Annotated in this window: 18 protein-coding genes and 2 tRNA genes; 15 read left to right on the top strand and 5 right to left on the bottom strand. The window is 69.8% G+C overall.

The features are described 5' to 3' along the window. Nucleotides 1-158 precede the first annotated feature (158 nt). Complete coding sequence (locus tag IPZ69_RS10860; protein WP_235453833.1) at nucleotides 159-809, top strand: hypothetical protein; 651 nt, start codon at nucleotides 159-161, stop codon at nucleotides 807-809. Between the two features lie 92 nt (nucleotides 810-901). On the opposite strand, the gene IPZ69_RS10855 is transcribed toward IPZ69_RS10860, so the two are convergent. Next, nucleotides 902-2,332, bottom strand: a complete 1,431-nt coding sequence (locus IPZ69_RS10855) for an amino acid permease (protein WP_235453832.1) — start codon at nucleotides 2,330-2,332, stop codon at nucleotides 902-904. Between the two features lie 203 nt (nucleotides 2,333-2,535). On the opposite strand from IPZ69_RS10855, the gene IPZ69_RS10850 reads away from it, so the two are divergent. Together IPZ69_RS10850 and IPZ69_RS10845 are read left to right on the top strand one after the other, a co-directional pair. Further along, on the top strand, nucleotides 2,536-3,024 hold the full coding sequence (locus IPZ69_RS10850) for a ribose-5-phosphate isomerase (protein ID WP_235453831.1): 489 nt from the start codon (nucleotides 2,536-2,538) through the stop codon (nucleotides 3,022-3,024). A gap of 111 nt (nucleotides 3,025-3,135) precedes the next feature. Then, nucleotides 3,136-3,945: an Fpg/Nei family DNA glycosylase gene (locus IPZ69_RS10845; RefSeq protein ID WP_235453830.1), complete on the top strand. Its 810-nt coding sequence runs from the start codon at nucleotides 3,136-3,138 to the stop codon at nucleotides 3,943-3,945. Between the two features lie 43 nt (nucleotides 3,946-3,988). Here the strand turns inward: IPZ69_RS10845 and IPZ69_RS10840 are convergent, their stop codons facing one another. After that, the gene (locus IPZ69_RS10840; RefSeq protein WP_235453829.1) at nucleotides 3,989-5,242 is read right to left on the bottom strand and encodes a GNAT family N-acetyltransferase; all 1,254 of its coding nucleotides are present in this window, start codon (nucleotides 5,240-5,242) and stop codon (nucleotides 3,989-3,991) included. Nucleotides 5,243-5,403: 161 nt separating this feature from the next. On the opposite strand from IPZ69_RS10840, the gene IPZ69_RS10835 reads away from it, so the two are divergent. Further along, nucleotides 5,404-6,576, top strand: a complete 1,173-nt coding sequence (locus tag IPZ69_RS10835; RefSeq protein WP_235453828.1) for a PP2C family protein-serine/threonine phosphatase — start codon at nucleotides 5,404-5,406, stop codon at nucleotides 6,574-6,576. Between the two features lie 35 nt (nucleotides 6,577-6,611). Beyond that, on the top strand, nucleotides 6,612-7,070 hold the full coding sequence (locus IPZ69_RS10830; protein WP_235453827.1) for an HD domain-containing protein: 459 nt from the start codon (nucleotides 6,612-6,614) through the stop codon (nucleotides 7,068-7,070). A 20-nt stretch (nucleotides 7,071-7,090) separates the two neighbouring features. On the opposite strand, the gene IPZ69_RS10825 is transcribed toward IPZ69_RS10830, so the two are convergent. Next, on the bottom strand, nucleotides 7,091-8,182 hold the full coding sequence (locus IPZ69_RS10825) for an acyltransferase family protein (protein ID WP_235453826.1): 1,092 nt from the start codon (nucleotides 8,180-8,182) through the stop codon (nucleotides 7,091-7,093). Nucleotides 8,183-8,714: 532 nt separating this feature from the next. On the opposite strand from IPZ69_RS10825, the gene IPZ69_RS10820 reads away from it, so the two are divergent. From IPZ69_RS10820 to IPZ69_RS10810, 3 genes are read left to right on the top strand one after another with little or no spacing between them, the layout of a single operon-like run. After that, nucleotides 8,715-8,909, top strand: a complete 195-nt coding sequence (locus IPZ69_RS10820) for a hypothetical protein (protein ID WP_235453825.1) — start codon at nucleotides 8,715-8,717, stop codon at nucleotides 8,907-8,909. Nucleotides 8,910-8,954: 45 nt separating this feature from the next. After that, complete coding sequence (locus IPZ69_RS10815; RefSeq protein WP_235453824.1) at nucleotides 8,955-11,108, top strand: protein kinase domain-containing protein; 2,154 nt, start codon at nucleotides 8,955-8,957, stop codon at nucleotides 11,106-11,108. 59 nt (nucleotides 11,109-11,167) lie between these two features. Further along, nucleotides 11,168-11,533 (top strand): hypothetical protein, encoded by a 366-nt coding sequence (locus tag IPZ69_RS10810; protein ID WP_235453841.1) that lies wholly within the window; start codon nucleotides 11,168-11,170, stop codon nucleotides 11,531-11,533. A gap of 72 nt (nucleotides 11,534-11,605) precedes the next feature. Here IPZ69_RS10810 and IPZ69_RS10805 read toward each other — a convergent pair. Further along, nucleotides 11,606-11,679 (bottom strand) — tRNA-Gly (locus tag IPZ69_RS10805). Between the two features lie 166 nt (nucleotides 11,680-11,845). Here IPZ69_RS10805 and IPZ69_RS10800 point away from each other — a divergent pair. The 5 genes from IPZ69_RS10800 to clpX all read left to right on the top strand — a co-directional run bounded on the left by IPZ69_RS10800 (nucleotide 11,846) and on the right by clpX (nucleotide 16,575). Then, nucleotides 11,846-11,922: transfer RNA gene (locus tag IPZ69_RS10800), tRNA-Pro, on the top strand. 179 nt (nucleotides 11,923-12,101) lie between these two features. After that, nucleotides 12,102-13,499, top strand: coding sequence for a trigger factor (gene tig, locus IPZ69_RS10795; protein WP_235453823.1), 1,398 nt, complete (start codon nucleotides 12,102-12,104; stop codon nucleotides 13,497-13,499). A gap of 278 nt (nucleotides 13,500-13,777) precedes the next feature. Beyond that, on the top strand, nucleotides 13,778-14,383 hold the full coding sequence (locus IPZ69_RS10790; RefSeq protein ID WP_235453840.1) for an ATP-dependent Clp protease proteolytic subunit: 606 nt from the start codon (nucleotides 13,778-13,780) through the stop codon (nucleotides 14,381-14,383). Nucleotides 14,384-14,453: 70 nt separating this feature from the next. Further along, nucleotides 14,454-15,119: an ATP-dependent Clp protease proteolytic subunit gene (locus IPZ69_RS10785; protein WP_235453822.1), complete on the top strand. Its 666-nt coding sequence runs from the start codon at nucleotides 14,454-14,456 to the stop codon at nucleotides 15,117-15,119. A 169-nt stretch (nucleotides 15,120-15,288) separates the two neighbouring features. Then, nucleotides 15,289-16,575, top strand: a complete 1,287-nt coding sequence (gene clpX / locus IPZ69_RS10780; RefSeq protein ID WP_235453821.1) for an ATP-dependent Clp protease ATP-binding subunit ClpX — start codon at nucleotides 15,289-15,291, stop codon at nucleotides 16,573-16,575. A 339-nt stretch (nucleotides 16,576-16,914) separates the two neighbouring features. Here clpX and IPZ69_RS10775 read toward each other — a convergent pair whose 3' ends face one another. Then, a complete protein-coding gene (locus IPZ69_RS10775) occupies nucleotides 16,915-17,835 on the bottom strand; it encodes a hypothetical protein (RefSeq protein WP_235453820.1) in 921 nt (306 codons plus the stop codon). Between the two features lie 137 nt (nucleotides 17,836-17,972). Between IPZ69_RS10775 and IPZ69_RS10770 the strand changes: the two genes are divergently transcribed. Both IPZ69_RS10770 and folC read left to right on the top strand, forming a co-directional pair. Then, complete coding sequence (locus IPZ69_RS10770) at nucleotides 17,973-20,597, top strand: valine--tRNA ligase (protein WP_235453819.1); 2,625 nt, start codon at nucleotides 17,973-17,975, stop codon at nucleotides 20,595-20,597. 172 nt (nucleotides 20,598-20,769) lie between these two features. Continuing rightward, nucleotides 20,770-22,284: a bifunctional tetrahydrofolate synthase/dihydrofolate synthase gene (gene folC, locus IPZ69_RS10765; protein ID WP_235453818.1), complete on the top strand. Its 1,515-nt coding sequence runs from the start codon at nucleotides 20,770-20,772 to the stop codon at nucleotides 22,282-22,284. The last annotated feature ends 6 nt before the right edge of the window (nucleotides 22,285-22,290 follow it).

The raw sequence follows: 22,290 nt of genomic DNA, 5'->3' as shown, positions 1-22,290 counted from the left end.
CACGTTCCGAGACGCCCTCCAGTAACTCCGGCGGACCGGCCCGGGGGCCGGGGCCGCAACCTCACCCCGGCGTCTCGCCCACCCGCGCTCAGGCCGAAGCCGTGACCCAGCGCAGGCCGGGTCCGGGACCGGGGCCGCGTGGGTCTCACACCGTCGGGTTGCCCCCAGGGGCGGCCGTCGGACCCGCCGGCCACCCGGCCCGTCGCCGTACCGGCATCCTCGCCGCTCTCGGAGTCGTGGCCGTCGGTGTCGTGGTCGCGGTGCTGTTGACCATGTCGGCGGGTGGGCCGAAGGGGGACACGCGGGCCGGCTCCTCGTCGGCCGCCGCGAGCTCCGAAGAGGCGTCGCCGTCGCCCACCGTCGAGGGCACGTCCCGGCCGCGGAGTCTGCCGCCGGGCGCGCACCGCGAGGCGGGCGGGTTCGCCTGGGTGACACCGAAGGGCTGGCGGCGGGACACGAAGACCGGTGCCGAGGTGCACTACACCTCCCCCGACGGCCGCCAGGAACTCCTGGGCAAGTCGTCCCTCGCCCGCGGCGACCTGATGGAGACCTGGCGCACCTCGGAGCAGAACGCCCACCGGGGCCAGGACTACGTCAAGATCCGCCTGGAGGACACGACGTTCCAGGGCCACCCGGCGGTCGTGTGGGAGTACACCTTCACGCTCAAGGGCGTCCCCTGGCACGCCCAGCTGCTCGGCTTCGACGTGGACGGGAAGTCGTACCAGATCAACACCTGGTACCAGCCGGACGCGGAGGCCCGGGCGCTGAAGACGTACGGCAAGGTCAAGGACAGCTTCACGGTGCTGTGAGACCGCCGAGCGCGAGGCCGTGCGGAAACGCGCGAGGGGAGGGTGCCCGCGGGCTCCCTCCCCTCGTCACGGCGACGGGTTCGTCGTCGGCGTCAGCCGACGGACACCTTGTCGGCCGGGGCCTCGTCGGCCGTGGCCACCGCGGCCCGGTCGCCCACGAGCTTCTGCTTGACCACGGCGACGGCGATCACGACCGCCGCGACCAGCAGCGACAGCAGCACGGTCGTACGGCCGCTGCTCTCGCCCTCCGTGTCGGTCAGCATGTAGCCGAGGACGAACACGATCAGCGCGGCCGTCGCCCAGGTCAGGTACGGGTACAGCCACATCTTCACGATCAGCTTCTCCGGCGCCTCGCGCTGGATGATCTTCCGCATCCGCAGCTGCGAGAAGCAGATGACCAGCCACACGAACAGGGCAACCGCACCACTGGAGTTGACCAGGAAGAGGAAGACCGAGTCCGGGAACTTGTAGTTGAAGAAGACGGCGACGAAGCCGAAGACGACGGAGGCGATGATCGCCGCCATCGGCACACCGCGGGACGTGGTCTTCGCGAACGCCTTCGGCGCGTCGCCGCGCTGGCCCAGCGAGAACGCCATGCGGGAGGCCGTGTAGAGGCCCGAGTTCAGGCAGGACAGCACCGAGGTGAGCACGATGAAGTTCATGATCTCGCCGGCGTGCGCGATGCCCAGGGAGTCGAGGGCGGCGACGTACGAGCCCTTCTCCTTGATCGCCGGGTCGTTCCACGGCAGCAGGGAGACGACCACGAGGATCGAGCCGAGGTAGAAGACGCCGATACGCCAGATGATGCTGTTGGTCGACTTGGTGACGGCCTGCTGCGGGTTCTCCGACTCGCCGGCGGCCAGGGTGGCGATCTCGCTGCCCATGAAGGAGAAGACGACGAGCAGGACGCCGGTGAGGATGGCGCCGGGACCGTGCGGCAGGAAGCCGCCGTGGTCGGTGAGGTTGCCGAAACTGGCCTTGTCGCTGTGCACGCCGGGCAGCACGCCGAAGATGGCGAGCGCGCCGACGACGATGAACGCGCCGATCGCGACGACCTTGATCCCGGCGAACCAGAACTCGAACTCGCCGTAGGAGCCGACGGAGACGAGGTTCGTGGCGGTGAGCACGACCATCACGATCAGGGCCCAGCCCCACTGCGGGACGGCCGGGATCCAGCCTTCGAGGATCTTGGCGCCGGCGGTGGCCTCCACGGCCAGCACCACCACCCAGAAGAACCAGTACAGCCAGCCGATGGAGAACCCGGCCCAGCGGCCGAGGGCCCGGTCGGCGTGTGCCGAGAAGGAGCCGGAGGTCGGGTTGGCGGCCGACATCTCACCGAGCATGCGCATCACCAGCACCACGAGTGTGCCGACGAGTGCGTACGACAGAAGGATGCCGGGGCCTGCGGTGGCGATACCGGTACTGGAGCCGACGAAGAGTCCGGCGCCGATGACGCCGCCAATGGCGATCATCGACAGATGGCGGTTTTTGAGTCCTGCCTGAAGTCCGGAACCAGGGGTCATGGGCGGATTTCCTTTGCGCCTGTTGGGCTTTCCCGTACGAGCGGTGTACGAGTCGGTCCAGTGAATCGGAGGCGAACGAATTCTGGAACCTTTGATTTCGGATTGTTACTTGAGGTTCCCTTGAGGTTCTATGGTTTGAGCCACATTTTCCCTGGCGTGCACCCGAAGCTGCTGCCCTGGATCAGCCGTGTCACACTCGTCCCATGCGCGTGTATCTCGGCTCCGACCATGCGGGCTTCGAACTCAAGAACCACCTCGTCGAGTGGCTCAAGGAGGCGGGTCACGACCCCGTCGACTGCGGCCCCCACATCTACGACGCCCAGGACGACTACCCGCCCTTCTGCCTGCGGGCCGCGGAGAAGGCGGCCGCGGACCCCGAGGCCCTCGGCATCGTGATCGGCGGCTCCGGCAACGGCGAGCAGATCGCGGCGAACAAGGTCAAGGGTGTCCGTGCCGCCCTCGCCTGGAGCGAGGAGACCGCCTCGCTCGGCCGCCAGCACAACAACGCCAACGTGGTGGCCGTGGGCGCGCGTATGCACACGCAGGAGGAGGCGACGAAGTTCGTCGAGACCTTCCTCAACACCCCGTTCTCCGGTGACGAGCGCCACATCCGCCGCATCGACATGCTGTCGGCCTACGAGACGACGGGCGACCTGCCCCCGATCCCGGCCCACCACCCGCAGCAGGACTGACGCCGAACGGGGGGCCCGGCCCCCCGTTCGAGGTGGACAACAGGACGGGGTCCGGGGCTAAGCCCCGGGCGCGGGGCTAAGCCCCGGGCGGCAGGAAAGGACACGGCCACCGTGCCAGAGGGGCACACGATCCACCGGCTCGCGCAGGACTACGCCGACCGCTTCTCCGGCACGCCCACCCGAGTCACCAGCCCCCAGGGCAAGTTCTCCGACGCCGCCGACCTGCTCACCGGAGCGGAGCTCACCCGCACCGAGGCCCACGGCAAGCACCTCTTCCTCGGCTTCCGCGAAGCCGAGTGGATCCACATCCACCTGGGTCTCTTCGGCAAGGTCGCCTTCGGCGCCGCCCCCGCGCCCCCGCCCGCCGACACGGTCCGCCTGCGGCTGGCCAACGCCACCTCGTACGTCGACCTGCGCGGCCCCACCACCTGCGCACTGATCACGGACGACGAGAAGCACGCGATCCACGACCGCCTCGGCCCCGACCCGCTGCGCCCCGACGCCGACCCGGCCGCCGCCTACGCCCGCGTCCGCCGCAGCCGTACGACGATCGCCGCCCTCCTCATGGACCAGAAGGTCGTCGCCGGCGTCGGCAACGTCTACCGCGCCGAGGTCCTCTTCCGGCACGGCATCGACCCGTACCGCGCGGGCCGGGACCTCGCGCCCGCCGAGTGGGACGCGATCTGGGCGGACCTGGTCGACCTCATGCGCGAGGGCGTCCGCAACAACCGCATCGACACCGTCCGCCCCGAGCACACCCCGGAGGCGATGGGCCGCCCGCCGCGCGTCGACGACCACGGCGGCGAGGTGTACGTCTACCGCCGGGCCGCCCTGCCCTGCCACATCTGCGGCGACGGCATCCGCACCGCCGACCTCGCCGCCCGCAACCTCTTCTGGTGCCCCACCTGCCAAACTCGCTGACCCCGGCCCGGGAACGGGCCCGGCGGCCCCGGCGGACCGGGCGCTAGAAGCCGTGCGGCAGCCAGGGCGCCACCGGTGAGCCGAACGCCACCGACGCCTCCGTCAGCGCTCCCTGCCGCAGCTCCCGTACCCGGCCGGCCGCCGCCAGCGACACGAGCGACACACCGCCCAGGTAGGCCGAGCCCAACTCCCGTACCGACAGGGCCAGATCGGCCGCGTCCTGGGTGCGCACGCAGGACGCCCCCTTCGCGTCGCCGGTCAGCCGCCAACGCCCGGCGTTCCAGGGGCAGAAGTCGTCCTCCACCTCGAACACCACGTCCACCGGCGCCTGGTAGGTCCGCGCCTCCAGCGCCGCCCCCAGCTCCACCAGCCGGACGTGCAGCGAGTCCCGCACCACCAGCCGGCACCGGCGCAGGTCCGACACCAGGTGCTGCCAGCCCTCGTCCACCGGCCGCCGCCGCGCGTCGATCGTCGACGTCAGGTCGATGTCGAACAGGAACCGCCACAGGGAGGCGTGCACGGCGGCGTCGAGCGCCTCCAAGTGCTCCAGTACCACCACGCCCTTGGGTCCGGCCGGCTCCCAGTCCGGTTTGACCCGGAAACGGACGAATCCCACGCGCTGTCCGTCCCGCTCGGCCAGCACGCACTGCAGGGGCGACGCCCCGCTCCGCCCGCTCTCCGGGTCGAGCAGCCCGAGCCGCTCCCAGCCGGGCTGCCGCGCCAGCATCCCGGGCCGCAGCGGCACGTGCCGGGCGTACAGCGCCTCGGTCTCGGCGAGCACGTCGGCCGGAGCGGCGTACCGCAGCCGTACGTCATCGGTGCCCGGCGGCACCGACAGCCGTACCCGGGTGGTGTCGATCTCGGCGTTGGTGTGGAACGTCGCGGCGCCGTACCCGAACCGCCCGTAGATGGCGGGCTCGGAGGCCGTCAGCACCGCGAGCGGCCACCCCCACGCCCGTACGTCGTCCAGCTGCCGCCGCATCATCGACGTCAGCAGCCCGCGCCGCCGGTGCGTCGCGGCCACCCCGACCATCGTGACCCCCGCGGCGGGCACCGAGGCGCCGCCCGGCACGGTCAGCCGGAAGCTGAAGGCCCCGGCCGTGCCGACGCACGCGTCCCCGTCCCAGACGCCGATCGAACGGTCGATCTCGATGAGCGAGAACCACAACTCCCGCTCGTCCGGGGATTCCGGCACCCCGCCGAACGCGCGGAGCAGATTGTCGTACCAGACATCCAGCTCGTCCCGCCGCAGCGCGCGCAGCTCGACCGCACGGTCCCTCGCAAGGTCAGTACCCATGAATCATGCGTACCAGGGCGTCGCGGGGCGAGCGAACGAATTTCTCCCTGGTGGCCGCGGGGCGGGCCGCCATGACGTTCACTGTGAGTTCGGCCTCGGACGGGGGACAAGTGGGACCTCCCGTGCCAAGCGGCTGGTCCGATGGATAGGGTCCCGAACTAATGGCAGCAGGACGAGAGCGGCGCGCGAAGGCCGAGACGTTCACGGCCCGGTGCAAGATGCAATGGCACCGGGCCCGTGTCGGCCTGCGCAGAAGCGCCGTGGACTACTTCCGCGGCGACGGCTCCGACTGGATCGCGCTGGCCGGACTGCTGCTCACGATCCCCGTGCTGGCCTCCATCACCCTGGCCAACTCGGTGTGGTTCTCCCCGGCCGCGCTGGTGCTGCCGATCGTCGCGGGCGGCCTGCTGCTGCGCCCGGCGAGCCTGCTCGGCCTGTACGCGGCCGCGGCCACGGCGCTCATCGTGGAGTCGGTCAAGCTGGGGCCGTACACCGAGGGACCCTCCCGGGTCACTCCGGGTATCGTCCTCGTGGTCGCCGCCTGCGGCTTCTTCGGGCTGCTCACCGCGCAGTTCCGCAGCCGGGTCGGTGTGCCGTGGCGGCGTGGCGGGACCATGCTGTTCGACCTGCGCGAGCGGATCCGGGTGCAGAGCAAGCTGCCGAAGCTGCCGCAGGGCTGGCACCGGGAGATGGCGCTGCGGCCCGCGGGCGGGCAGTCCTTCTCGGGCGACTTCGTGGTCGCGGCCCGGACGAACGGGGGCCGCACGCTGGAGGTCGTCCTCACGGACGTGTCCGGCAAGGGCATGGACGCGGCCTCGCGTGCGCTGCTGCTGTCCGGGGCGTTCGGCGGGCTGCTGGGCTCGCTGCCGCCGCACGCCTTCCTGCCGGCGGCGAACGGCTACCTCCTGCGCCAGGACTGGGACGAGGGCTTCGCGACCTCCATCCACCTGGTGCTGGACCTCGACTCCGGGGACTACGAGCTGTACTCGGCGGGCCATCCGCCGGGGCTGCAGCTGAGCGCCGGCAGCGGCCGCTGGGAGGAGAAGGCGGCCGAGGGCCCGCTGCTCGGTGTGTACGACGGCGCCCAGTTCGACTCCGTGAAGGGATCGCTGCGGCCCGGAGACGTGTTGATGGTGTTCACGGACGGTCTGGTGGAGACCTCCGACCGGGACATCGTCGAGGGCATGGACCGGCTGACGGGCGAGGCGGACCGCTATGTCGCCGGCGGCTTCCACGGCGCCGCCTGGCACCTCATCGAGGCGGTCGCCAAGGACGTCAACGACGACCGGGCGCTGCTGCTGATCTGCCGCGAGGCCGCCCCCGCGGTGCGCTGAGCGACCTCCCCCGGGCGCCGGGGGACACTGGGGAGGTGACCGAGACGCAACCCCAGCTGACCCTGACCGAGATCGAGGCCCTCGCGTGCGCCGCCCACACCGGGCAGACGGACAAGGCGGGACGGCCGTACGCCGAGCATCTGCGGGCCGTCGCCGAGGGCGTGCGCGCCCGGGGCGGCGACGAGGAGCAGATCGCGGCGGCCTGGCTGCACGACTCCGTCGAGGACGACGCGTTGAGCGAGGACTGGCTGGAGCGGGCCGCGCTGAGCCGGCGTACGAAGGACATCGTGCTCGCCGTCACCAAGCGGGCGGGGGAGGAGCCGGAGGCGTACGCGCGGCGCATTCTGGACACTCCGGGCGCGCTGCTGGTGAAGGAGGCCGACCTGGCGCACAACGCGGACCCGGAGCGTCTCGCCGTACTCGACGAACCCCTTCGACGACGACTGACCGAGAAGTACGCACGGATGCGCGCACTTCTCGGTCTCGACGGCTGAACCGGGCCTCGACGGCTGATCTAGGCGCCGGCGCCGACCTTCTCGCGCTCGCGTTCCTTCCGCTGGCGCTCGCGGGCCAGTTCGGCGGCGTCCTGCTTGAACGCCCACTCCATCTTCGGCTCCATCGCGAAGCGGAACATCCGCCGCACGGGCCGCGTGCACAGCAGCGTGACGGCCGCGGCGGCGAGCAGGGTGACCGCGATCTCGCCGAGCGGGTGGTGCAGGACGGCATGGTCGAACCAGCCGCGGTACTCGCCGTACTTGATGAGGAAGCCGTGCAGCAGGTAGCCGTACAGCGTGCCCGCGCCCAGCGCGGTGAACCACATCCTGCGGCCCGGCACCCAGGCGAAGAAGCAGGCCGTCAGCAGCAGCGAGCAGCCGAACATGGCGAGCACCATGACCGGTCCCGACCACCAGGGCGCGGCCAGCTCCTGCGCGGCGTCGCGGTGGTAGAACCACGCGGTGTTCATCCGGGGCACCGCCCACCAGCCGACGGCCAGCGCGGTCGCGAAGACCGGCACCGCCGCGATCCGCACCCAGCGCCGGCGCACCAGCTGGAAGTGCTCCTGCTTCATGCACAGGCCGAGCACGAAGTACGGCAGGAACTGCAGCACGCGCTGGAGGTCCAGGTCGTCACCGATGTTCGGGGCGACGGACGCCAGCATGGCGATGCCGAGCGCGAGCGGCAGCGGCCAGCGCACCAGCTTCCAGATGGGCGTGGTCAGCCGCCAGATGAACAGCGCGCACAGGAACCAGGTCAGATACCAGGGATCGAGGAGGCTGATGTCCTGGTCGGGGGAGTGGTCGACGAACCGCTTGAAGAGCGGGTAGGCGGTCTCGAACAGGACGTACGGCACGGCGACGCCGGTGATCAGCCGCTTCACCCGGTCCGGGCGCATGTCGAAACTGCGCGAGAAGAAGCCGGAGATGATGATGAACGCCGGCATGTGGAAGGTGTACACGACGGTGTACACGCCCTCCAGGATGCGGCTGTCGCCCTTCAGCGGCTCCCACACGTGACCCATCGCGACCAGCACGATCGCCAGGTACTTGGCGTTGTCGAAGAACGCGTCGCGCTGTTTGCCCGGTCTTGATCTGTTCTGCGTACTCATCGGGGCACGCGGACTCGGCACTCCGTTCACCGGCGACTGTGCCGGAGGGAGCGGCCTGCGGTTCTGGCCGGGGGACGAGGCGGCGTCAAACATCTGAGGCACCCTAGCGTTGTCTGTGGGATTTCGTAAAACCCCCGGTGTCTTTCCTGGTTAAGGGCTTCGGGTACCCATTGATTTACAGAAGTTGACGTCCCTGTCTACGTGACGGTCAGCACAGCGCAGCCCAACGTTCACCCATGATGTCCTGATTCATCCCAACTAATTGGTGCATAGGGTCGTCTCTGCGTCAACAATTCGAATTACCTGCGAACAAGGTATGTGGACACGGAAATGATGTTGTTCATATTCCTTGCCAGCCGCACGCGCGAGCGCCCTCGAATTGCTGTGCGGAAGATCGCCGGAGGCGGGCCCGTTCCCGACGATGCGTCACGCGTCGCATACGGGGGCCGGGTTGGTGGCACGATGGTTCTGGCGGGGGTGCGGGGATGTACCCCCGGGCCGGGAGAGCGGACCGACCTAGGGTGTGATCAGTGTGGCCATTTCACTGTCCGTGGTGCTGCTGTTGGCGATCATCCTGGTGGTCATGATCCGAGGAGGGAGCATCAAGGCCGGCCCCGCCATCGTCGCGGTGCTGTTCGGCTTCTTCCTCGCCTCGACCGGCATGGCTCCGTCCATCAACCGGTTCCTCAACTCGATAGCGGAAACGATCAACTCGATCAGCTTCTGACCGGCGGCACGGCGGGACAATCGAACAGCGGGGGGATGTACGGGGATGGCGCTGCGGGAGTCCGATCCGGCCGAGGTGGGCGGCTACCGGATCGAGGACCGTCTGGGCAGCGGTGGCATGGGCGTGGTCTACCTGGCGCGCTCCGCCTCCGGCCGCCGGCTCGCCGTCAAGGTCGTCCACGCCCAGTACGCCGACGACGACGAGTTCCGTATCCGCTTCAGCCGCGAGGTCGCCGCCGCCCGTCAGGTCAGCGGCGCCTTCACCGCCCCCGTCGTGGACGCGGACGCCGACGGGTCGCGCCCCTGGATGGCCACGCTCTACATACCGGGCGAGGACCTCGGCACCCATGTCCGCCGCCACGGCCCGCTGTCCGTGGACCGGCTGCGCGAACTCGCCGCCGGACTCGCCGAGGCGCTGCGCGACATCCACCGCGCCGGCGTCGTCCACCGGGACCTGAAACCGGCCAACGTGATGCTGGCCGAGGACGGCCCGCGCGTCATCGACTTCGGCATCTCGCGCGCCGCCGAGTTCGGCCCCTCCGACGTCCTGACGCAGACCGGCCGCGTGATGGGCACCCCGCCCTTCATGTCCCCGGAGCAGTTCTCCTCCCCGCACGACGTCGGCCCGGCCGCCGACATCTTCTCCCTCGGCGCGGTCCTGGTGTACGCCGCCACCCGGCGCGGCCCGTTCGACAGCTCCAACCCCTGGGAGACGGCGACCCGGGTCGTCGAGGGCACCCCCGATCTCGACGGCGTACCCCAGGAGTTGCTCCCATTCGTCCGGTTCTGTCTGGAAAAGCACCCCAAGTCCCGCCCCACCCCCGACGAACTGCTGACCCTGCTGCGCGACGGCCGCCTGCCCGCGCCGGGTCCGCGGTCCGCGTCCGGGGACGCCGCGGGCCCGAAACGGCCGCGCGGGCGGCGCCACCGCTGGTGGCTGGTCTCCGGTGCCGTCGCCGCCGTGCTGGCCGTTGCCGGTACGACCTTCGCCGTCAGCCGCCAGGGCCACGGCACCCCGGACGCCCTTCCGGCTGGCTGGCGGCCCTGGCACCAGCAGTCGAGGGTTCCGTCCCCGCACGACCCGGACGCGCTTCCCAGCGGCTCCTTCAGCCGCTGCGTGGCCGCCGGCCCGTCCCTGGTGTGCGCGGGCGACAGCATCATGGCGACCCGCTTCGACCTGGCCCGCGGCCGCAACACCTGGGCCCTCCCCGTCGACTCGACGCCCGGCGGCAGCAGCGCGGGCAGCGGCGGCACGATCATCGGCACCCGCGGCGACACCGTGTACGTCTGGGGCGTCGACGACCGCACGGCCGCGACCGACCGTGACGCCACCCGGACCCGCTACTCGGTCCAGGCCCTGAGCGCCCGCACCGGCAAGGCGCTGTGGAAGACGGTCACCGGCGAGGGCGAGGTCCTCACCGGCGGCGAGGAGGGCTACGCCGTGCCCACGCCCCGGGGCGTCATCGCCGTATACGGCGACAAGGGGCAGTCGTACGCCTTGCTGGGCGCCTCCGACGGCAAGATCCGCTGGAAGCGGCCCATGCGGTACTCGGCGGCGAACGACAAGGGCGCCTGCCAGCTCGGCGGGGCCGCGGGACGCGTGTACATGCTCTGCGGGGCCTTCGGCAAGGACTACAGCCTCTCCGCCACGACCGTCACCGAGCTCGACCCGGCCACCGGCCGGTCCCGGTGGTCGGTGACGGCCAAGGGCGCGCTGAGCGTCCTCGGCCAGGCCGGGGAGCACCTCGTCCTGGCCGACGGCATGGGCACGCTGCGCACGCTGACCCTGGTCCACGTCCCCTCGCACGTGGTGACCACCGTGCGGCTGTCCCGGCCCGAGGCCGCCGTCAGCGGCGCCTACCTGGAGCGCGGCATCCTGTACTGCACCTTCACCAGCGGCAGCGTCCACGCCTTCTCGCCGCGCACCGGCCGCCTGCTGTGGCGGAGCAACTCCACGGTCGAGCAGCCCGGCCCGCCGACCGCCACGTCCACCCGCCTCTACCTGGCCTCCCCGACGGGCCGGCTGGCCGCCCTCGACCTGCGCACCGGCCGGGTCAGGGCCACCCGCCCCGGCCGCGACGACGGCGGCACCTCCGACTCCACCGGCCCGGCCAGCACCCCCCTGGTCCTGGTCGGCGACGCGCTCTACGTGCCGTACGGCATACGCTCCGTGTTCACCGTGAACATACGGCACCTGTGATCGGGTGACTGGGAGGAACTTCCCCCCCACCGAGGTGATCAGGAGCCCCAGTGAACGACATGGAATTCTCCGAAGGCGTGGAGACAGTCCTGCGAGACCTCCGGGCACAGTGCGCGGTGCAGCCGGACATACGTTGGGACGACGCGACCGAGATCACGCTCTGGGCCCCGGACGGTTCAGGCCAGGGCCTGACACCACATCCGGACGGCACCGCCGCGGAGTTGCTCGTGCACCTGGCGGAGCAGGTCCAGGACTGGGCGGTGGAGGCACTGTGGTCCGAAGGCGCCTCGGCGGTCTGGCCGCAGTGCCCGACGCACCCGGACACGCATCCACTGACGGCGACGCTCCGCACGGACGCGGCGGTGTGGGTATGCCCGAAGACGGGAACGCCGGTGGCGCGGATCGGGGAACTGAAGACCCACTAGAGCGGATCACAGCTCCGGGAAACGATCAGGGCCAGGCGGAGGAATCATCCTCCGACCTGGCCCTGAGCCGTATGGAGCGGGCGACGGGAATCGAACCCGCGTAGCTAGTTTGGAAGACTAGGGCTCTACCATTGAGCTACGCCCGCACAGCGCGCGCCGCAGGTTCGGCGACCGCGGCACAGAAGGCATCGTAGCGGGTCGTACGCCGTCGCCGCACACCTCTATTGCCCGCCGCGCCACCGCGCACCCGGACGCTCGGGAAATGCGGCGGCCGCACTGCCTGCGGGCATGTACCCTACGTGTCGCACCAGACGGGGTGTGGCGCAGCTTGGTAGCGCGTCCGCTTTGGGAGCGGAAGGCCGTGGGTTCAAATCCCGCCACCCCGACCACCGACATGCGTGACTCGGCGTGATCGCCTTTTGGGGCGTTCGGCCGCTGCGGTTACTATGCAAGCTGCGCGCCCGTGTGTCCCGGCCCACTCGGCCTACGAACTCCTCCGGGCGGCGAAATCCGCCGGACCTGTCTGGCTCGGCAGTATCCAAGAAGTCAGCCACAAGGAGACCGAACCGTGAAGAGCGCCGTGGAGACCCTGAACCCGACCCGGGTTCGGCTCACTGTCGAGGTGCCCTTCGAGGAGCTCAAGGACAGCCTCGACGCGGCGTACAAGAAGATCAACCAGCAGGTCACGGTGAAGGGCTTCCGCAAGGGCAAGATCCCCGCCCGCGTCATCGACCAGCGGTTCGGCCGTGGCGCCGTGCTGGAGGAGGCCGTCAACGACGCGCTGCCGAAGTTCTACACCGAGGCGGTCAACGAGGCCGAGCTCAGCCCGCTGGGCCAGCCCGAGGTCGACATCACCGAGCTGAAGGACGGCGAGACGCTGAACTTCACCGCCGAGGTCGACATCCGCCCGGCCCTGGAGATCCCGGACTACTCCGGCATCGAGGTCGAGGTCGACGCCGTCGAGGTCACCGACGAGGACATCGAGAAGTCGGTCGAGCAGCTCCGCGAGCGCTTCGCCTCCACCGCCCCGGTCGAGCGGGCCGCCGAGGACGGCGACGTCATCACCATCGACCTGCAGGCCAAGGTCGAGGGCGAGGTCCTCGAGGACGGCGTGGCCGAGGGTGTCTCGTACACCATCGGCTCCGGTGAGCTGCTGGACGGCATCGACGACGCCGTGAAGGGCCTGGAGGCCGGTGGCGAGGCCACCTTCACCTCCGAGCTCAAGGGCGGCTCGGCGGCCGGCAAGGAGGCCGAGGTCACCGTCAAGGTCACCCAGGTCGCCGCCCGCGAACTGCCGGAACTGGACGACGAGTTCGCGCAGCTCGCCTCCGAGTTCGACACCCTCGACGAGCTCAAGGCCGACAGCCGCAAGCGCCTCGCGAACATGAAGCAGTACGACCAGGCCACGCAGGCCCAGGAGCGTGTCCTGGACAAGCTGCTGGAGCTCGTCGAGGTGCCCGTCCCCGAGAAGCTCCTCGAGGACGAGATCAACACTCGCAAGCACAACCTGGAGCACCACCAGCTCGGCCAGATGGGTCTGACCCTCGACAAGTACCTGGAGATCCAGGGCAAGACCGCCGAGGAGTTCGACACCGAGACCCGTGAGGCCGCGGTCAAGGGCATCAAGACCCAGTTCGTCCTCGACGAGCTGGTCAAGCTGGAGAAGCTCAACGTCAACCAGGAGGAGCTCACCGAGCACCTCATGCGGCGTGCCGCCTCCTCCGGCATGTCCCCCGACCAGTTCGCCCAGGCCGTCGTCGAGGGCGGCCAGGTTCCGCTCCTGGTCGGCGAGGTCGCCCGCGGCAAGGCCCTGGCCGTCGTGGTCGAGGCCGCCACGGTGAAGGACACCAACGGCGAGATCGTCGACCTGGACGACGAGGACGAGGACGAGGCCGAGACGGTGGAGGCCGCCACGGAGACGGCCGAGGCCGCCGAGGCCGCCGACGAGGAGAAGGCCGAGGGCTGACTCCCACGGCAGCTCTGACGCGCTCGTAGGACGGGCCCTGGGTACGTTGGTGACCCGGGGCCCGTTTGCCTACCCGGACGTCCGCACGGGCCCGTCCGGACGTCCGCACGGCGCTACGCCCCCGGCGAACACCCCCTTCTCCGGGATTCCCGGAGAGGACCCGCGCGTTAGGGTCCATGAATACGAGGGCAGGGGAGTCCCCTGAAAGCCCCCGGCAGGACGACGTGAGACGGCCCGGCGCCGTCGTAAGACGAGCAGGTGGATACGTGACGAATCTGATGCCCTCCGCCGCCGGCGAGCCTTCCATCGGTGGTGGCCTCGGCGACCAGGTCTACAACCGGCTGCTCGGCGAGCGGATCATCTTCCTCGGCCAGCAGGTTGACGACGACATCGCCAACAAGATCACCGCACAGCTGCTGCTCCTCGCCGCAGATCCGACCAAGGACGTCTACCTCTACATCAACAGCCCCGGTGGCTCGGTGACGGCCGGCATGGCGATCTACGACACCATGCAGTACATCCCGAACGACGTGGTCACGATCGCCATGGGCATGGCGGCCTCGATGGGCCAGTTCCTGCTCACCGGCGGTGCCGCCGGCAAGCGCTTCGCGCTGCCGCACGCGGACATCATGATGCACCAGGGCTCCGCGGGCCTCGGCGGCACGGTCTCGGACATCAAGATCCAGGCCGAGTACCTGATGCGCACCAAGAAGCGCATGTCCGAGCTGACCGCGCAGCACTCCGGGCAGACCGTCGAGACGATCATCCGCGACGGCGACCGCGACCGCTGGTTCACCCCGGAAGAGGCCAAGGAGTACGGCCTCATCGACGAGATCATCACGCATGCCTCCGGTGTTCCGGGAGGCGGCGGCACCGGTGCCTGACCGGCCCGGCCACGCCACGCACCGCCGAGTCTCCAGACCCCAGAACGCCACCAGGACGGTGAACAAGCACATGAGCAACTTCCCCGGCGCCGCCAGCGGCCTCTACGAGGGGCCGCGGCCCGACAGCCGTTATGTCATCCCGCGCTTCGTCGAGCGCACCTCCCAGGGCATCCGCGAGTACGACCCGTACGCGAAGCTCTTCGAGGAGCGCGTGATCTTCCTCGGCGTCCAGATCGACGACGCCTCCGCCAACGACGTCATGGCGCAGCTGCTGTGCCTGGAGTCGATGGACCCCGACCGGGACATCTCGATCTACATCAACAGCCCCGGTGGCGACATGACCGCCCTCACGGCGATCTACGACACCATGCAGTTCGTGAAGCCGGACATCCAGACGGTGTGCATGGGCCAGGCGGCCTCCGCCGCGGCCATCCTGCTCGCCGCCGGTACGCCGGGCAAGCGCATGGCGCTGCCGAACTCCCGCGTGCTGATCCACCAGCCGGCCGGTTCCACCGGCCGCGGCCAGCTCTCCGACCTGGAGATCATCGCCAACGAGTTCACCCGGATGCGTACGCAGCTGGAAGAGATGCTGGCGAAGCACACCAGCCGGCCGATCGAGAAGGTCCGCGAGGACATCGAGCGCGACAAGATCCTCACGGCCGAGGAAGCGCTGGAGTACGGCATCGTCGACCAGATCATCTCGACGCGGAAGATGAACAACGCCGACGTCCGCTGACGCGGAGCGAGCGTTCTCGCCGCCCTTGGCGTGGTGCACGTCAAAGTGAACCGTGCCAAGGGGGGCCCGTACGGGGGGCCCGGCAAGGTACCGTCGGACATAAGGCAGCACCAGGAGCCGCTGGATTCGAAAGCGTCCAGGCGTCTCCCAGGCGAAGGGGAAGCACACCGTGGCACGCATCGGTGACGGCGGCGATCTGCTCAAGTGCTCGTTCTGCGGCAAGAGCCAGAAGCAGGTCAAGAAGCTCATCGCAGGGCCCGGTGTGTACATCTGCGACGAGTGCATCGATCTCTGCAACGAGATCATCGAGGAGGAGCTCGCCGAGACGAGCGAGGTGCGCTGGGAGGAACTCCCGAAGCCCCGCGAGATCTACGAGTTCCTGGAGGGCTACGTCGTCGGCCAGGAGGCCGCGAAGAAGGCCCTCTCCGTCGCGGTGTACAACCACTACAAGCGGGTCCAGGCGGGCGAGAACGGCGGCGCCCAAGGACGTGACGACGCCATCGAGTTGGCGAAGTCGAACATCCTGCTGCTCGGGCCGACGGGCTCGGGCAAGACGCTCCTCGCGCAGACCCTGGCCCGCATGCTGAACGTCCCGTTCGCGATCGCGGACGCGACGGCGCTGACGGAGGCGGGCTATGTCGGCGAGGACGTCGAGAACATCCTGCTGAAGCTGATCCAGGCGGCCGACTACGACGTCAAGAAGGCCGAGACCGGGATCATCTACATCGACGAGATCGACAAGGTCGCGAGGAAGAGTGAAAACCCTTCCATCACCCGCGACGTGTCGGGCGAGGGTGTCCAGCAGGCCCTGCTGAAGATCCTTGAGGGCACGACGGCCTCGGTGCCTCCGCAGGGTGGCCGCAAGCACCCCCACCAGGAGTTCATCCAGATCGACACGACGAACGTCCTGTTCATCGTGGGCGGTGCCTTCGCGGGCCTGGAGAAGATCATCGAGGCGCGGGCCGGCGCGAAGGGCATCGGCTTCGGCGCGACGATCCGCTCCAAGCGCGAGCTCGAGTCCAAGGACGTCTTCGAGGACGTCATGCCGGAGGACCTGGTCAAGTTCGGCATGATCCCCGAGTTCATCGGCCGTCTCCCGGTGATCACCTCGGTCCACAACCTCGACCGTGAGGCCCTGCTCCAGATCCTCGTCGAGCCCCGCAACGCGCTGGTCAAGCAGTACCAGCGTCTCTTCGAACTCGACGGTGTGGAGCTGGACTTCGAGCGTGAGGCCCTGGAGGCCATCGCCGACCAGGCCATCCTCCGCCAGACCGGCGCGCGTGGTCTGCGCGCCATCATGGAGGAGGTCCTCATGTCGGTGATGTACGAGGTGCCGTCCCGCAAGGACGTGGCCCGCGTCGTCATCACGGCGGACGTCGTCCACTCGAACGTGAATCCGACGCTGATCCCCCGCGACGCCCGTGGCCGCGGCTCCGGCGAGCAGAAGACGGCCTGACGCCGACCCCAAGTCCCAGAAAATGCCCGGCACTTGCACAAGTGCCGGGCATTGCTCGTGTTCCCGCCACACGGCAGTCGAAGAGGCTCCTGGTCGCGGCAAGTGTGGCCGCCGCGGCGGCAGTCGTGCCACTGGTGACGGCAACGCCGGCGAGCGCCGACCAGGTCGACTGCATGAACTACGTGGGAAGCCATGGGTATCGGGTGGGCCCGAAGGTGCGGGAGATGTGCAGCAACCGCACGGGCCGCCTGCCGTCGCGCGTGAGGTCACGGGCGCTGAATGACTGACGGGGCGCCTCATCGAGTCGATGAGGCGCCCCGTCGGTGGATCCGGTGCCGATCAGGCCTTGACGCGCACGTCGTTGCGGAGCTTCGCGGCCAGTTCGGCCGCCTCGTCGATCGAGGTGCTCTTGCCCGCGGCGAGGCCGGCCATGTCGAACGAGATCACGTAGGCCAGCGTGCTGTGGTCACTCCATGCGCAGATCGGCATGGTGGTGGTCTTGCCCGACTGGTTGCTCTGCACGTTCTGGCACTTCATGACGCCGTTCGAGAAGCCGGCGGGCGTGACCTTCTCCGGGCTGCCGACGAGCTTGCCGTCCGAGGACGAGTCCTTCTCGGAGTCCTTCTTCATCTGGGCGAACATCGCGTCGAGGACCTTCTCGGGGTCGTCGATGGTGCCGTACACACCGGCGAAGCCGAGGCTCTTCATGGTCAGGCCCGAGCCCGCGCCGTACCCCGCACTCACGTCCTTGGGGTTCTTGACGCCCCACGACTGGGTGTCCTTGAGCTCGTCGTCGGTCATACCGTCGGTCGAGTTCTCCTTCGACTTCTTGTACGTCTCGTCGATCACCGAATCCGGCGTCGTCAGCTTGTGGGCGCCGTCGTCCTTGATGTCCGCGCCGCTGCCGCTGGCGTTGCCGCCGAGGGCGACCGCCGCGACCACCGCGATCGCGGCCACGACCGCCACCCCGCCGATGATCAGGCCCGTCTTCTTCTTGCCCCCGCCCGGAGCCGGCGGCTGCGGGACGGTGCCGTACGGCGGCTGCTGCGGGGCGCCGCCCTGCTGCGGGTAGCCGTACCCGGGCTGGGCGGGCGGAGCCTGCTGGGGGTAGCCGTAACCGGGCTGCGCCGGAGGAGCCTGCTGGGGGTAGCCGTAGCCGGGCTGGGGAGCCTGCGGCTGCTGGCCGTAGGGGCCCGGCTGGCCGTACGGTCCGGGCTGCTGGGGCTGCCCGCCGTACGGGCCCGGCTGGTTGTGACTCATTACGTGGGTTCCCCTCCGGAGCTTATGTGTTCCTGACATCCTGGCCCAGCCGCTGGAAGCACACCGCACCGGGGGCCGCACCGTTACACAACAAACGCGTTTCGGGACTGGGTCGTGACACCTCTAAACTGACCCCCGTGACCGAGAACGCTCATCAGCAGCCACCCGCGCCCGACACCGAACTGCCGACCCAGTACGCGCCGGCCGATGTAGAGCGGCCGCTGTACGAGCGCTGGGTGGAGCGGGGTTACTTCGAGGCGGACGCGAAGAGCGACAAGCCCGCGTACACCATCGTCATCCCGCCGCCGAACGTCACGGGCAGCCTGCACCTCGGGCACGCCTTCGAGCACACCCTCATCGACGCCCTCACGCGCCGCAAGCGCATGCAGGGCTTCGAGACGCTGTGGCAGCCGGGCATGGACCACGCCGGCATCGCCACCCAGAACGTCGTCGAGCGCGAGCTCGGCAAGGAGGGCAAGTCCCGCCACGACCTCGGCCGCGAGGCCTTCGTCGAGCGCGTCTGGCAGTGGAAGGCCGAGTCCGGCGGCCAGATCAGCGGCCAGATGCGCCGCCTCGGCGACGGCGTCGCCTGGTCGCGCGAGCGCTTCACCATGGACGAGGGTCTCTCCCAGGCCGTCCAGACCATCTTCAAGCGCCTGTACGACGACGAGCTGATCTACCGCGCCGAGCGCATCATCAACTGGTGCCCGCGCTGTCTGACGGCGATCTCGGACATCGAGGTCGAGTACCAGGACGACGACGGCGAGCTCGTCTCCATGAAGTACGGCGAGGGCGACGAGACGATCGTCGTCGCCACCACCCGTGCCGAGACCATGCTCGGTGACACGGCCGTCGCCGTTCACCCCGAGGACGAGCGCTACAAGCACCTGATCGGCAAGCACATCAGGCTGCCGCTCACCGAGCGTTCCATCCCGGTCGTCGCCGACGAGCACGTCGACCCCGAGTTCGGTACCGGCGCCGTCAAGGTCACCCCGGCCCACGACCCGAACGACTTCGAGATCGGCCAGCGGCACGACCTGCCGTCCATCACCGTCATGGACGAGCACGCCGTCATCACCACCCCCGGCCCCTTCCAGGGCCTCGACCGCCTGGAGGCCCGCTCGGCGATCGTCGCCGCGCTGCGCGCCGAGGGCCGGATCGTCGCCGAGAAGCGGCCGTACGTCCACAGCGTCGGCCACTGCTCGCGCTGCAAGACCACCATCGAGCCGCGCCTGTCCATGCAGTGGTGGGTCAAGGTCGGCCCGCTCGCCAAGGCCGCCGGTGACGCGGTCCGCGAGGGCAAGGTCAAGATCCATCCGCAGGAGATGGAGAAGCGGTACTTCGACTGGGTCGACAACCTCCACGACTGGTGCATCTCGCGGCAGTTGTGGTGGGGCCACCGGATTCCGGTCTGGTACGGCCCGGACGGCGAAGTCGTCTGTGTCGGCCCGGACGAGGAGCCCCCGAGCGGTGAGGGCTGGCGTCAGGACACGGACGTCCTCGACACTTGGTTCTCCTCCGGCCTGTGGCCCTTCTCCACGCTGGGCTGGCCCGAACAGACCGAGTCGCTCGCGAAGTTCTACCCGAACTCCGTCCTGGTCACCGGCTACGACATCCTCTTCTTCTGGGTCGCCCGGATGATGATGTTCGGCCTGTACGCGATGGACGGCACCCCGCCGTTCCACACCATCGCCCTGCACGGCATGGTCCGCGACCAGTTCGGCAAGAAGATGTCGAAGTCCTTCGGCAACGCGGTCAACCCGCTGGACTGGATGGACAAGTACGGTTCCGACGCGCTCCGGTTCACCCTGGCGCGCGGCGCCAACCCGGGCGTCGACGTCCCGATCGGCGAGGACTGGGTCCAGGGTTCGCGCAACTTCGCCAACAAGATCTGGAACGCCACCCGCTTCGCGCTGATGAACGGCGCGACGGTGGAGGGCCCGCTGCCGGAGCCGGCGAAGATGTCGGCGACCGACCGCTGGATCCTGTCCCGCCTCAACTCCGTCATCGCCGAAGTCGACGCGTTCTACGACGACTTCCAGTTCGCCAAGCTGTCCGACGCCCTCTTCCACTTCGCGTGGGACGAGGTCTTCGACTGGTACGTCGAGCTGTCCAAGACGACGTTCCAGGCGGGCGGCGAGCCGGCCGAGGTCTCCAAGCGCGTCCTGGGCGAGGTCCTCGACGTCACCCTCCGCCTGCTGCACCCGGTCGTCCCGTTCGTCACGGAGACCCTCTGGACCACCCTCACCGGTGGCGAGTCGGTCGTCATCGCCGAGTGGCCGGCCGACAGCGGCTTCCGTGACGCGGGCGCCGAGCGGGAGATCGAGACGCTCCAGTCCGTGATCACCGAGGTCCGCCGCTTCCGCGCCGACCAGGGCCTGCAGCCCGGCCAGCGCGTCCCGGCCCGCCTGATCCTCGACGGCACGGCCCTGGCTCCGCACGAGGCGGCCATCCGCCAGCTGCTGCGCCTGCAGCCGGAGGGCGAGGCCTTCACGGCCACGGCCACCCTGCCGGTCGCCGGTGCCGAGGTCGCCCTCGACCTCTCCGGCACGATCGACGTGGCCGCGGAGCGCAAGCGCCTGGCCAAGGACCTGGCCGCCGCCGAGAAGGAGAAGGCCCAGGCCACGGCCAAGCTCGGCAACGAGGCGTTCCTCGCGAAGGCCCCGGACCAGGTCGTCGACAAGATCCGCACCCGCCTGACCAAGGCCGACGAGGACATCACGCGAATCCAGGCCCAGCTCGACAGGCTGCCCCAGGCCTAACCCTGAGTAAGCAATGAAAGGCCCCCGGCGCTGAACAGCACCGGGGGCCTTTCCCCACCCAAGGGGCGCGGGGAACTGCGCGACAAGCCACGACGTACCCGCACCAGACCGACGACACCAGCTACCCCATACCGGCGCCGCGAAGCCCCCGCCCGCTCCGTAGACTGGCCATGTGAGCGAAGCGCCCGGCACCAGTGACACGCCCGACCCCCTCGACGCCTTCGAAGAGATCATCGCCGAAGAGACCGACCGCGACCCCGACCTCGCGGTCATCGAGGCCGGCAGCCGCACCCTGCGCACGCAGGGCGGATCGTCGCAGGCGGACGTACCCGCACGGCCCGAGGACCCCGAGGTCGACAAGGCCCTGCGTGAGGTCGAGGCAGAGCTGGCCACCCGCTGGGGCGAGACCAAGTTGGAGCCGTCGGTCAGCCGTATCGCCGCCCTGATGGACGTGCTGGGGGAGCCGCAGCGCTCGTACCCCTCGATCCACATCACCGGGACGAACGGCAAGACGTCCACGGCCCGCATGATCGAGGCCCTCCTCGGAGCCTTCGAGCTGCGCACCGGCCGCTACACCTCCCCGCACGTCCAGTCGATCACCGAGCGGATCAGCCTGGACGGCGCCCCGATCTCCGCCGAGCGCTTCATCGAGACGTACGAGGACATCAAGCCGTACATCGAGATGGTCGACGCCCAGCAGGAGTTCCGGCTCTCCTTCTTCGAGGTGCTCACCGGCATGGCGTACGCCGCGTTCGCGGACGCGCCCGTCGACGTGGCCGTCGTCGAGGTCGGCATGGGCGGCAGCTGGGACGCGACGAACGTGATCGACGGGGACGTCGCCGTCGTCACCCCCATCGACCTGGACCACACGGACCGGCTCGGCGAGACGCACGCCGAGATCGCCGGGGAGAAGGCCGGCATCGTCAAGCAGGACGCGACGGTCATCCTGGCCCAGCAGCCGGTGGACGCGGCGCAGGTGCTGCTGAAGAAGGCCGTCGAGGTCGATGCGACGGTGGCCCGCGAGGGCCTGGAGTTCGGCGTGGTCGCGCGGCAGGTCGCGGTCGGCGGGCAGCTGCTGACCCTGCGCGGTCTCGGCGGCGAGTACCCCGAGGTCTACCTCCCGCTGCACGGCGCCCACCAGGCGCACAACGCGGCCGTGGCGCTCGCCGCGGTGGAGGCGTTCTTCGGCGTGGGCGCGCTGCGTGCCGAGCCGCTGGACATCGACACGGTCCGCAAGGGCTTCGCCGCCGTCACCTCGCCGGGCCGCCTGGAGGTCGTGCGCCGCTCGCCCACGATCGTCCTGGACGCCGCGCACAACCCGGCGGGCGCGCGGGTCACGGCCGAGGCGATCGGCGAGGTCTTCGACTTCAGCCGGCTGATCGGCGTGGTCGGCGCGAGCGGCGACAAGAACGTCCGCGGCCTGCTGGAGGCCTTCGAACCGGTCTTCGCGGAGATCGTGGTCACGCAGAACTCCAGCCACCGCGCCATGGACGCCGACGAGCTGGCCGCGATCGCCGTCGAGGTGTTCGGCGACGAGCGCGTGCAGGTCGAGCCGAGACTGCCCGACGCCCTGGAGGCCGCGATCACGCTGGCCGAGGAGGAGGGCGAGTTCGCCGGCGCGGGCGTCCTGGTCACCGGATCCGTCATCACGGTGGGCGAGGCCCGCCTGCTCCTGGGGAAGGGCTGATCCTCC

This window comes from Streptomyces olivochromogenes, assembly GCF_021538895.1.
Lineage (GTDB): Bacteria > Actinomycetota > Actinomycetes > Streptomycetales > Streptomycetaceae > Streptomyces > Streptomyces olivochromogenes_A.
This window is presented reverse-complemented; position numbering and strand designations above follow the sequence as displayed.